Here is a 10,957-nt window from a genome sequence, read left to right as displayed (position 1 = left end):
AGCGCCGGTCCTACGCGGCCGCGGGTCCCGTCACCGTCCAGCCGGGCGCCTGCGGGTGCGACGTCAGATCGTCGTGCCGGACCTCTTCACCGCACTCCCGGCACACGACCTGGGGAACGAGTTCGTTGCCGCAGGTGTGCTCCAGCACCATGGGGCGGAAGCCGCCCTCCTGGAGATGACGGTCGCCCCACGCCATGAGCGTGAGCAGCACCGACTCCAGTTCCAGACCGGCCGGGGTGGGCCGGTACTCGTAGCGCTTGGGGCGCTCGCTGTACTCGACCTTCTCCAGTACGCCGACGTCGACCAGCCGCTTCAGGCGAGCGGTCAGTACGTCACGCGGGGCGCCGATGTTCCGGGCCAGCTGGTCGAAGCGTGTGGCGCCCAGGGACACCTCACGCAGCACGAGCAGTGAGTACTTCTCGCCGACGAGAGCGAGCGTGTCGGCGATCGAGCAGGGGCGTGCGTCCTTCATGGAACCAGTCTAGGGGGTGGGTTGGTTGTTCCAACCCACTGAGCTACTGTTGAGTCACTTAGCGAGTTGGGAATCCAAACCCACTCATCCATCGGCGTGGACTCCCGGAATTCCGGCGCTGCACCGAGTTTGAAGATCCAACCCGCTGGTTCGCCGGTTCCTGACCCGAGAGGCACACCATGCGTGACGCCGTGATCGTCGAAGCCGTACGCACCCCCGTCGGCAAGGGCAAGCCGAACGGCTCCCTCGCCCATGTCCATCCCGTGGAGCTCCTCGCGCACACCCTGCGCACCCTCGTCGAGCGCTCGGGTGTCGACCCGGCGCTGATCGACGACGTCATCGGCGGCACCGTCGACCAGGTCGGCGAGCAGGCCATGAACACCACCCGGTACGCCGTCCTGTCGGCCGGCTTTCCCGAGACGGTGCCCGCGACCACCGTGGACCGCCAGTGCGGCTCCTCCCAGCAGGCCGTGCACTTCGCGGCGCAGGGCGTGATGTCCGGCGCCTACGACATCGTCGTCGCCTGTGGGGTGGAGTCGATGAGCCGCGTACCGATGTGGTCGAACGTGCCGGCGGGCAAGGACCCCTTCGGACCTGGGGTCGCCGAGCGCTATCGGGAGGGCCTGGTGCCGCAGGGCATCAGCGCGGAGCTCATCGCCGCGAAGTGGTCGGTCTCGCGCGAGCAGATGGACGCCTTCGCGGTCACCTCCCACCAGAAGGCGGCTGCGGCCTGGGACGGCGGCCTGTTCGACGCCGAAGTGGCTCCCCTGGAGGGCGTGACACGGGACGAGTGCGTGCGGCCGTCCAGCACCATCGAGATACTCGGCGGCCTCAAGCCCGCCTACTACGATCCGGCGTTCGCCGAGCGCTTCCCGGGGATCGAGTGGAACGTCACCGCAGGCAACGCGAGTCCGATCAACGACGGCGCTTCGGCCGTGCTGATCACGTCCAGTGAGACCGCGGCCCGCCTGGGCCTGCGTCCGATCGCCCGGCTGCACAGCTTCGCCGTCACCGGATCCGACCCGCTGCTGATGCTGACGGGCGTCATCCCTGCCACGGAGAAGGTGCTGCGCAAAGCGGGGCTGAGCCTTGCCGACATCGACCTCTTCGAGGTCAACGAGGCCTTCGCGGCGGTCGTCCTCGCCTGGCAGCAGGAGACGGGCGCCGACCTCGACCGGGTGAACGTGCACGGTGGCGCCATCGCCGTCGGCCACCCGCTGGGCGCGAGCGGCACCCGGCTGACCACCACCCTCGTCCACGCGATGCGGGCCCGTGGGTCCCGCTACGCGCTGCAGACGATGTGCGAGGCGGGCGGACTCGCCAACGCGATGGTGCTGGAGGCTGTGTAACTCGTCAGGTCCCGAGGGCTGTTCGCAGCAGGAAGCGGCGCCGGGCAGTCCGCGTCCGGCGGGGCCTCGGATGGGCGCCGCCGGACGAGGGGTCCCGATGGCCGGCCGGGTCGAGAAACGGTGCCGGCCGTTCCGCGTCCAGCGGGCCTCGAAGGGGCCGAAGCAGCTGCACGGCTCCCTGAGCGGCGTACGGCCCGTCGCTCAGTGACCGCGCAGATGATGGCGCTTGCGCCAGGCCACGACGGTCCCGACCAGCGCCGGCACCGCGATGAAACCCATCGCGATCAGGAACGCGGGCGAGGTCGGGGACGAGGCACGGGCGCCGGCGACGACGTACGCGGCGGTGTTCGGGATCGAGCCGAGGGCCGTCGCGAGGAGGAACGGCAGCCAGCCCATACGGGAGACCGCGGCACAGTAGTTCGCGGCCCAGAACGGCACTCCCGGGAACAACCGGGCCACCATCATCGAGCGGAAGCCGTGCCGGCTGAGCTGTCCGTCCGCCGCCCTGAGCCAGCGGGCGCGCAGCAGCGGACGCAAGGCGTCCTGCCCGAGGATCCGGCCGAGACCGAAGGCCACACCCGCACCGAGCACCGTGCCCGCGAGCGCCGCACCCACGCCCAGCTGCGAGCCGAACAGGGCTCCCGCGGCGAGATTGAGCAGCGGACGCGGCACGAACGCGACCGTGCAGAGCCCGTAGGCCACCGCGAACAGCCCGGCCGCCGCGGCACCCCCGAGCTGTGGCGGCCAGCCGTCGGCCAGCAGCCGCTGCGGCTCGAACAGCAGCACGGTGGCCGCTCCGGCCGCGAGCAGCGCCACCAGCAGGGACAGCCGCGACCACGGGGAGAGCAGCACTCTGGTGCAGTGACCGGCGAAACCTCTGGGCGAGGCGGAGCGGGCGAGGACGAGAGCCGGTGCGCCGACACGTGATGTCGCACCGACAGGTGCCGTCATACGCACGAGTTCTCTCGCATCCACGAGATTCGTCGTGCCGACGAGATCCGCGGTGGAGGCGAGCTCCATGGCGGTGGCCGGGGGAGTGGCCGTGGCGGTGCCCCCAGAGCGGGTGGTGGCATCGAGCATCCGGTGACACTAACCGACCGACGTGTGTGATCGCCGTATGGTTCGTCTCATGGGCGTCACAGCTTCCGGAACGGCGGGTGCTCCGGTCGACCTGCCGGACAGCGCGCTTGCGGACACGTTGCTGGAACGGCTCACCGCCACGTACGCCGCGGCGGCCGACCCGGGAAGGGCCGCGTCGATGCGCGCGTACATGAAGGACATCGCGCCCTTTCTCGGTCTGACCACTCCCGACCGCCGCACCCTGTCGCGGACCGTCCTGCTCGGTACCGGCCGCCCCGACGAGGCCGACTGCACCGCAGTCGCACTGCGCTGCTGGCGGCTGCCGGAACGCGAGTACCACTACTTCGCCGTCGACTACCTGCGCCGGCACGTAGGGCGGCTGTCGTCCGGCTTCCTGCCGGTCGCCCGCCACCTCGTCACCACGATCCCCTGGTGGGACACCGTGGACGTGTTCGCCGCCCACGTGGTGGGCGGCCTGGTCGCCGCCGATCCGGAGCTGAAGGCCGCCATGGACACATGGATCGGGGACGACGACCTGTGGGTGGCCCGTACGGCCCTGCTCCACCAGCTCCGGTACAAGGACGCCACCGACGCGGAACGGCTCTTCGCCTACTGCGTGCGCCAGTCCGGCCACGGCGACTTCTTCGTCCGCAAAGCCATCGGCTGGTGTCTGCGCGAGTACGCCAAGACGGATCCGGACGCCGTACGGGACTTCGTCACCCGGGAGCGGGACCGCCTCGCGCCGCTGTCGGTGCGCGAGGCGCTCAAGAACATCGGCCCCTGAGGCACCCTCAGGCGCCGTCGGCAACACCCGGAACAGCGGTCCTGACGGCCGGCCGTCGGACGCGGAAAACCATTCGACGTGGGCATACCCGTGGGCGATGATCGCCTCATGTTCCGGTACGCCTTCCTCCTCGCAGCATCCGCAGTCGCGGATGCGCCGAAGGCTGCCGTCCAGATCATCGTGGCAGCCGTCGACGGCGCCCGAAGCTGACCCTTCCCGGATCGTCCGGCGGACCCCGCAGGGGGAGGGTCGGAAAGTCCTCGGGGTCCCCGTCCCGGCCGGTACGCGCCGGGACCTTCACTCAGTTCATCCGATCTGAAGACGCTTCGAGGTACAGCCATGCCCAAGACGGCTTACGTGCGGACCAAGCCGCACCTGAACATCGGCACGATGGGTCACGTCGACCACGGCAAGACCACCCTGACCGCCGCCATCACCAAGGTCCTCGCCGAGCGCGGCTCCGGCACGTTCGTTCCGTTCGACCGGATCGACCGGGCCCCGGAGGAGGCCGCGCGCGGTATCACCATCAACATCGCGCACGTCGAGTACGAGACCGACACCCGGCACTACGCGCACGTGGACATGCCGGGCCACGCCGACTACGTCAAGAACATGGTCACCGGCGCGGCCCAGCTCGACGGGGCGATCCTCGTCGTGTCCGCGCTCGACGGGATCATGCCGCAGACCGCCGAGCACGTGCTGCTCGCCCGGCAGGTGGGCGTCGACCACATCGTCGTCGCGCTGAACAAGGCCGACGCCGTCGACGACGGCGAGCTCACCGACCTCGTCGAGCTGGAGGTCCGCGAGCTGCTCTCCGCGCACGGCTACGGCGGCGACGCCGTACCGGTCGTCAGGGTGTCGGGTCTCAAAGCCCTTGAGGGGGACCCGCGTTGGACGGCGGCGATCGACGCGCTGCTCGACGCGGTGGACACGTATGTGCCGATGCCCGAGCGCTATCTCGACGCGCCGTTCCTGCTGCCCGTCGAGAACGTGCTCACCATCACCGGCCGCGGCACGGTCGTGACCGGTGCCGTGGAGCGCGGCACGATCCGGGTCGGCGACCGCGTCGAGGTGCTCGGCGCCGCCGTGGAGTCGGTCGTCACCGGTCTGGAGACCTTCGGCAAGCCGATGGCGGAGGCGCAGGCCGGGGACAGCGTCGCGCTGCTGTTGCGCGGGGTGCCGCGCGACGCCGTACGGCGCGGGCACATCGTCGCCGCGCCCGGCAGCGTCGTACCCGCTCGCCGGTTCTCGGCGCAGGTGTACGTCCTGTCGACGCGCGAGGGCGGCCGTACGACGCCCGTCTCCACCGGCTACCGGCCGCAGTTCTACATCCGCACCGCGGACGTGGTCGGTGACGTCGACCTCGGGGAGACGGCGGTGGCGCGGCCGGGAGACACCGTCACGATGGCGGTGGAGCTCGGCCGCGAGGTCCCGCTCGAGCCCGGTCTCGGCTTCGCGATCCGCGAGGGCGGCCGGACAGTCGGCGCGGGGACGGTGACCTCGGTCGGCTGACCGCGGTCTGTGCGGGTGCCCGTACCGGAGACGGACGGGCACCCGCACGTACGCATGCCGGCGTACGCGAGAACCAACACGCACGCCGGCATGCGGGGACGGGACGACCGTGGCAGGCACGGCACGGCACGGCACGGTAGGGTCTTTCGGCCTTCGGCCCGGCGCGCCGGTTCGAGGCCGGTACGTGGCCTGACCCGGGCCTGCCGGGGGCCGCCGAGTCCTGTACGTGGCCCGACCTGGGCCGACCTGGCCCGACCTGGGCCGACCTGGGCCGATCGGGGCCGAGCCCCGTGCGTGACCCGACCCGGCGTCCTCGGGCGGCACAATGGAGCCGTGGACGAGTCGATACCCGTGACGCGGGACGTGGATCACGGGACCGCCAAGCTGATGCCGGACGTCGACCGGCGCCGGGCCTGGCTGCTGACCGTCGACGGAGCGCCGCAGTCGTACGTCGATCTGGACGCGCCGACGCACCTGGAGTTCGAGTACGCCCAGCGGCTCGGCCACGTGCTGGACACGGTCGCGGAACCGGGGCGGGCGCTGGACGTACTGCATCTCGGTGGGGGCGCGCTCACCCTGCCCCGCTATGTCGCCGCGACCCGGCCCGGCTCACGGCAGGACGTGGTGGAGGCGGACCGCGGCCTGCTGTCCCTCGTCGTCGAGCACCTGCCGCTGCCCGACGACGCCGGCATCACACTGCACGGCGCGGACGCCCGCGGCTGGCTCGAGGCCGCCGCACCCGACTCCGCCGACATCGTCATCGCGGATGTCTTCGGCGGCTCACGCGTCCCGGCGCACCTGACCTCCACGGCGTACGCGCGTGCCGCTGAGCGGGTGCTCCGCTCCGACGGCGTCTACCTGGCCAACCTCGCCGACGCGGCGCCGTTCGCCTTCCTCCGCTCCCAACTGGCCACCTTCGCCACGGAGTTCGAGGAGTTGGCGCTCATCGCAGAGCCCGGCGTCCTGCGCGGCCGCCGCTTCGGCAACGCGGTGCTCGTCGCCTCCCACCGCCCCCTCGACACCGCGGCCCTCGCCCGCCGCACCGCCTCCGACGCCTTCCCCGCCCGCGTGGAACACGGCCCCGCACTCCAGCGGTTCATCGGCACCGCCGCCACCGTCCACGACGAGAACGCGGTCCCTTCCCCGGAGCCACCGGCGGGGGCTTTCGGGATCGGCTGATCCACTCTTGATTGTGCGCGCTGTTGTGCGACGTCGCCCTGATGGGCTGACAGCTGCTCGGCCTGACGCAGTGACTTCCCGCGGTTGGATTTGACTGGGTAACACCGTCGCAAGTTTCCGCCTGCGCTGAGACAGTCTTCGTTGTTCCTAAATCCTCACGTTAATCACTTTTCGGCGCGGCGGATATCGGTTTGACGAGTCAGGCGGAATTTAGATAGGTTGAGTGTGTCATTGTCGTGACACATCATCTATTCCCCGGGATCAAGTGGATCCCAAGGAGGGGCTGTAATGCGGAAACACCACCTTGCGTCATTGCTGGCTACCGCTGCACTCGTTGGCGCCGCGCTTCCGATCGCAACTGCGGGGACTGCTTCGGCGGGAACAATCAAGTGTTCCGCGACTTCCAAGAATTACACAGTCGCAGAGGAGAAGGTCGCGGTTCATTCCGGAATTACGGCGAGCACGCGAGTAATCGACTACATTTACAAGAATAACCAGGTGCACGCTTACTGGGACTGCACCAATTCTTCGGGTAGCCCCTGGGTGTGCATTGCGGACTGTCACGTCGACGAAGATGCCATCACGGGGCACTGGGTCTACCGCGGATACCTGCGGGGCTAGCGGAAGCCTCCGGGCTCGACGAAGTGCGCGTTCCTTGTGCAGAAAACAGGTCTGCTGAACGCGCGAAGAGTCGCTCCAGCGGTGATGTTCCGCTTCGCTCGGTCTGACGGTCTGCCCCGGTAAACCGGTGTCATTGCTTGGCGGTGTCCGGCCCGCTCTCTACAGACGGGCCGGACACCGCACGCGAGAATTACGTTCTCCCGGGAGCGCCGTATTGTCGCGCCGAAGTCCACTCACTGTGGCGAAACTGATTCCGCTGTTGGAATTGCGAGCGGCACCGCGGGCGATGGATAGCAACCCTCGCAACGAAGTGAGCCTCGGCGCTCAACCGTCCGTTGCTCTCGGTTCCTCCGAGCTGACAGCCTTACGTCGCATTTGGCCCTGACACGCGAAGTGGCCTCAGCTTTCCGTCGGGTCCCCGTGGACGCGCACGGTACTGAGGATCTGCAGGATGGTGGATTTGGGGACTTCGTCCTTCACGCCCTTGGCGCCGAAGAAGCTCCATGATACGAAATCCCCGGCTGAATTCTTGAAGCCGAAGGTGATCGCCTTGCCGTCGCTCGCGCACTTCCCCTTCTGCGGGGAATTGTTCGACTCGGCCCATGCGATGCTGCCCTCAACGCCCGACTTGGTCGTATACGGTTGAGCCTTCTTGTCGAAGGTGATGCTCTTCTTGTCCGGCTGCGTGTAGCCGCCGAAGATCCACCAGGGCACCGTGTTGACAGCGATCTCGTCGGTATTCTTGGCGCCGCTCGCGCCCTTGGTTCCCACGCCGGCCAGCGACGTGTCATCCTTCCTGCCGTCTTTGTCGTCGTCGGACGTGCACCATTTCGAACGGTAGAGAGCCGGTGCCGACACACTGATGAGCGGCTTGAGGTCCGACTTGCTCTCGTCCTCGAAGACGACACCCGAGTCGGGGGACTGGACTTCCCAGTCCGCCGGAACGTCGAACGCCGTACCCCACTTGGGGTTGATGACGACCTTCCAGCCGGCGATCGTCGGCTTCTCGTCGTCCGAGCCCCGCGGATTGCCGGTGGAGGCCGACGCACTCGGGTCCTTCGACGCACTGGCGGACGCCTTCGCGTCCTTGCCGTTGTCCGCCTTGTCGTCCTTGTTGCCGCCCAGGACCAGGAATCCGGTGACACCAGCGGCGACGACCACGGCAGTTGCCGCCACGATCGCGACGACCTTCGTGGTCTTGCCGTCACCGCGCGGCGGTTCGGGCGCGCCGGCGGGGCCGGGAACACCCCACTGCCCCGATCCCGGCTGCGGCGGGTACGGAGTGGGTTGCTGGTGTCCCGACTGCTGAAATCCGGGCTGCTGATACGGATTCGGCTGCTGGTACCCCGACTGCTGGTACGGGTTCGGGTTCTGGTCCTGCGGGTTCTGCTCGCCCCCGGGCGGCTGCTGTCCTGGCCACATGGGCAGTAACCCTAGTGCCGCCTGTGACACGTTTGGGTCACTGCCCCTCGTCAGACCTGTACCGGATCAGGAGTCGGACGGCTCCTCGCGGACGCGTACGGTGCTGAGGATCTTCCGCACGGTCGCGTCCGGTACCTCGTCGGACACGCCTTTGGGGCCGTAGAACGACCAGGAGACCAGGTCCCCCTCCGAGTCCTTGAAGGCGAACGTCGTCGCCTTCCCGTCCGTGGTGCACTTTTTCGTTTTCTCCACACCCGTGGACCAGGCGGTGCCCAGGCTGCCCTTGATGCCCGACTTCGTGGTGTACGGCGTCACCTGGCCCGACTTGACCTTCGACTCCTCGGGCTGGGTGTACATCCCGTAGACCCACGTCCGCGGGTTCGACCGGGCGATCTCCGCTGGGTTCTTCGCGCCGTTGTTGCCCTTGCTGCCCGCGGCGCCGAGGGGCGAGTAATCTTTCGTGCCGTCCAGGTCGTCATCGAATCCGCACCACTTCTCCTGGAGAAACGCAGGCGCCTTCATGGCGATGAGCGGCTCGCCGTCGGGGTCGTCGTGCGCGACGACATACGAGACCCAGTCCTTGGAAGAAGGCGCCCACTCCGCGGGTACGTCGAACGCGATGCGGGTGTCGGGATTGACCACGACCTTCCAGCCCGCGATGGTCGGCTTGTCGGCGTCGGTGCCGCGCGGGTCACTCGAACTCGGTTGCTGCGAGGCGGACTTGGTGGGATCCGGCCCCGCCTTGTCGTCCTCACCGCCACCGAGCAGTACGAAGCCCGCCGTGACTCCGGCGGCCACCACCACGGCCGCCGCCGCGACGATCGCCACGAGCCGCGTCCTGCGGTCGGTCCGGTTGCCGCCGCCCGTCGGTGGCGGCGCCGCAGCGCCGGCCGGGACCGTCGGGACGTTCCACGGCGCCTGTTGCCCGTAGGGATTCGGCTGTTGATAGCCGGGCTGCTGATACGGGTTCGACTGCCCGCCCCCGGCGTCCTGCTGCGAGTTTTGCGCGCCCCCTGGCGGCTGCTCTCCTGGCCACATGGGGCGCAACGATACGGGTGGCTCACGCGGGCCCTGGTCAAAGGTAGCTACCCGTGGGTAACATTCCGGCATGAGCGCAGACCAGATGTCGATCGGCGAGATGCTCGCCGCCACGGTTCCGATGGCCAGGACCCTGAAGCTGGAGTTCCTGGAGACCGGTCCGGAGAAGGCCGTGGTCTCCCTGCCGGACCAGGGCGAGTACCACAACCACGTCGGTGGACCGCACGCCGGCGCGATGTTCACGCTGGGCGAGTCGGCGAGCGGGGCGATCGTGCTGGCCGCGTTCGGGGACCAGCTCTCGCGTGCCGTACCGCTCGCCGTCCGCGCCGATATCGCGTACAAGAAGCTCGCGATGGGGCCGGTGACCGCCACCGCGACCCTCGGCCGCCCCGCTGCCGACGTCGTGGCCGAGCTCGACGCGGGTCAGCGCCCGGAGTTCCCCGTCGCGGTCGCCATTCAGCGGGCGGACGGGGCCGTCACCGGCGAGATGACGGTCGTCTGGACGCTCCGCCCGAACAGCTGAGCAACCTCCGCCGGGCGGCACGGCGCCTTTGCCTCCGGGTGATGGCGCATTCGCCCAGGTGACAGTGCTTTCGCCCAGGTGACAGTGCTTTCGCCCAGGTGACGGCGCCTCCGCCCCCGGTGAAAGCACAGGGTCGCGGCCCTGCGCCCCAGGTGAAAGCCCCCGCGGCACGGCTCCCGTGCCCCGGATGAAGGCCCCGCGGCGCGACTCCCGCTGCGGTCACGTATTGGGCGCCGCGGCGCTGATGTCCCCCAGTGCCGATGACGGATCGCGCTCCATTGCCAGGTCGGCGAGAGCGACGATGCCGACGGCCTTGCCGTCCTCGACGACGGGCAGCCGGCGCAGCGAGTGCTCGCGCATCAGCTCGATGGCCCGGTCGACCTCGTCCTCGGGTGTGACGGTGACGAGGCCCGGGCTGCACGCCTCCTGGACGGTCGTGTCGCCGGGAGCCCTGCCCTCGGCGAGCACACGCACGACCAGATCACGGTCCGTCACCAGCCCGCGCGGCTCGTCACCCTCCGTGATGAGTACGGCGCCGATGTTCTCGTCACGCATGCGCCGCGCCACCTCGGTGACCGCGGTGAGCGGTCCCACCGAGACGGGTGCGCTGGTCATGATCTCGTGGACTTTCTGGGTCATCGCGGCTCTCCGTCGGTCGCACGTCCGGCGGCCGCGGCGGCCGCCGCTGGACCCTTCCAGTACCCCTGAGGGCAGGGGGCACGCGTCGTGCGAGCGGTATCCCCGCATGCCCCCGGCGAGGCGTGCTCTTCAGAGCCGAGTCCCCTTCGGTTCTTGTCGGCCGGCCCGCCGTTTCTGTTCACTTCATTGACACGAGTCACCACCGGTCATAGTTTTCGCGCCGTACCCGTGGTGCCTGACGGCGTGTCAAGTCGGCCCTGACGCATAGTGCGTTCAAGGGCCGAACACGGCTGCCGTTGGCACGTGTACACGCGGTCCACAACGACGTGTCCGCGCAC

The 10,957-nt window shown here is 69.2% G+C and carries 10 protein-coding genes; 5 read left to right on the top strand and 5 right to left on the bottom strand.

Annotated elements, in window-relative coordinates:
- Positions 1-10: 10 nt before the first annotated feature.
- On the bottom strand, positions 11-472 hold the full coding sequence (locus ACFWM2_RS11245) for a winged helix-turn-helix transcriptional regulator (protein ID WP_383276273.1): 462 nt from the start codon (positions 470-472) through the stop codon (positions 11-13).
- A 179-nt stretch (positions 473-651) separates the two neighbouring features.
- Between ACFWM2_RS11245 and ACFWM2_RS11240 the strand changes: the two genes are divergently transcribed.
- Entirely contained in the window at positions 652-1,821 is a 1,170-nt protein-coding gene (locus tag ACFWM2_RS11240; RefSeq protein WP_383276270.1) for a thiolase family protein, read from the top strand.
- A gap of 201 nt (positions 1,822-2,022) precedes the next feature.
- Here ACFWM2_RS11240 and ACFWM2_RS11235 read toward each other — a convergent pair whose 3' ends face one another.
- Positions 2,023-2,901 (bottom strand): TVP38/TMEM64 family protein, encoded by an 879-nt coding sequence (locus ACFWM2_RS11235; protein WP_383276267.1) that lies wholly within the window; start codon positions 2,899-2,901, stop codon positions 2,023-2,025.
- A 49-nt stretch (positions 2,902-2,950) separates the two neighbouring features.
- Between ACFWM2_RS11235 and ACFWM2_RS11230 the strand changes: the two genes are divergently transcribed.
- The 3 genes from ACFWM2_RS11230 to ACFWM2_RS11220 all read left to right on the top strand — a co-directional run bounded on the left by ACFWM2_RS11230 (position 2,951) and on the right by ACFWM2_RS11220 (position 6,376).
- Positions 2,951-3,685: a DNA alkylation repair protein gene (locus ACFWM2_RS11230; RefSeq protein ID WP_383276264.1), complete on the top strand. Its 735-nt coding sequence runs from the start codon at positions 2,951-2,953 to the stop codon at positions 3,683-3,685.
- A gap of 339 nt (positions 3,686-4,024) precedes the next feature.
- Entirely contained in the window at positions 4,025-5,197 is a 1,173-nt protein-coding gene (tuf, locus tag ACFWM2_RS11225; protein ID WP_383276261.1) for an elongation factor Tu, read from the top strand.
- A gap of 333 nt (positions 5,198-5,530) precedes the next feature.
- Complete coding sequence (locus ACFWM2_RS11220; RefSeq protein ID WP_383276258.1) at positions 5,531-6,376, top strand: spermidine synthase; 846 nt, start codon at positions 5,531-5,533, stop codon at positions 6,374-6,376.
- 1,020 nt (positions 6,377-7,396) lie between these two features.
- On the opposite strand, the gene ACFWM2_RS11215 is transcribed toward ACFWM2_RS11220, so the two are convergent.
- Together ACFWM2_RS11215 and ACFWM2_RS11210 are read right to left on the bottom strand one after the other, a co-directional pair.
- Entirely contained in the window at positions 7,397-8,419 is a 1,023-nt protein-coding gene (locus tag ACFWM2_RS11215; RefSeq protein WP_383276255.1) for a hypothetical protein, read from the bottom strand.
- Between the two features lie 66 nt (positions 8,420-8,485).
- Positions 8,486-9,457: a hypothetical protein gene (locus ACFWM2_RS11210; RefSeq protein WP_383276252.1), complete on the bottom strand. Its 972-nt coding sequence runs from the start codon at positions 9,455-9,457 to the stop codon at positions 8,486-8,488.
- A gap of 70 nt (positions 9,458-9,527) precedes the next feature.
- Between ACFWM2_RS11210 and ACFWM2_RS11205 the strand changes: the two genes are divergently transcribed.
- The gene (locus ACFWM2_RS11205) at positions 9,528-9,980 is read left to right on the top strand and encodes a DUF4442 domain-containing protein (protein ID WP_383276249.1); all 453 of its coding nucleotides are present in this window, start codon (positions 9,528-9,530) and stop codon (positions 9,978-9,980) included.
- Positions 9,981-10,199: 219 nt separating this feature from the next.
- Here the strand turns inward: ACFWM2_RS11205 and ACFWM2_RS11200 are convergent, their stop codons facing one another.
- Positions 10,200-10,619, bottom strand: a complete 420-nt coding sequence (locus ACFWM2_RS11200) for a CBS domain-containing protein (RefSeq protein ID WP_383276246.1) — start codon at positions 10,617-10,619, stop codon at positions 10,200-10,202.
- Positions 10,620-10,957: the final 338 nt, after the last annotated feature.

This window comes from Streptomyces sp. NPDC058371 (assembly GCF_042723265.1).
In the GTDB taxonomy this organism is placed as follows: domain Bacteria; phylum Actinomycetota; class Actinomycetes; order Streptomycetales; family Streptomycetaceae; genus Streptomyces.
The sequence above is the reverse complement of the archived record's forward strand: the minus strand, read 5'-3'. Positions and strand labels throughout refer to the sequence as shown.

Bases quoted from the DNA above. Each gene is read 5' to 3' on its own strand.
- ACFWM2_RS11205 (WP_383276249.1), top strand. From the start codon at position 9,528: ATGAGCGCAGACCAGATGTCGATCGGCGAGATGCTCGCCGCCACGGTT.
- ACFWM2_RS11240 (WP_383276270.1), top strand. From the start codon at position 652: ATGCGTGACGCCGTGATCGTCGAAGCCGTACGCACCCCCGTCGGCAAG.
- ACFWM2_RS11235 (WP_383276267.1), bottom strand. From the start codon at position 2,901: ATGCTCGATGCCACCACCCGCTCTGGGGGCACCGCCACGGCCACTCCC.
- ACFWM2_RS11200 (WP_383276246.1), bottom strand. From the start codon at position 10,619: ATGACCCAGAAAGTCCACGAGATCATGACCAGCGCACCCGTCTCGGTG.
- ACFWM2_RS11230 (WP_383276264.1), top strand. From the start codon at position 2,951: ATGGGCGTCACAGCTTCCGGAACGGCGGGTGCTCCGGTCGACCTGCCG.
- ACFWM2_RS11210 (WP_383276252.1), bottom strand. From the start codon at position 9,457: ATGTGGCCAGGAGAGCAGCCGCCAGGGGGCGCGCAAAACTCGCAGCAG.
- ACFWM2_RS11245 (WP_383276273.1), bottom strand. From the start codon at position 472: ATGAAGGACGCACGCCCCTGCTCGATCGCCGACACGCTCGCTCTCGTC.
- ACFWM2_RS11215 (WP_383276255.1), bottom strand. From the start codon at position 8,419: ATGTGGCCAGGACAGCAGCCGCCCGGGGGCGAGCAGAACCCGCAGGAC.
- tuf (WP_383276261.1), top strand. From the start codon at position 4,025: ATGCCCAAGACGGCTTACGTGCGGACCAAGCCGCACCTGAACATCGGC.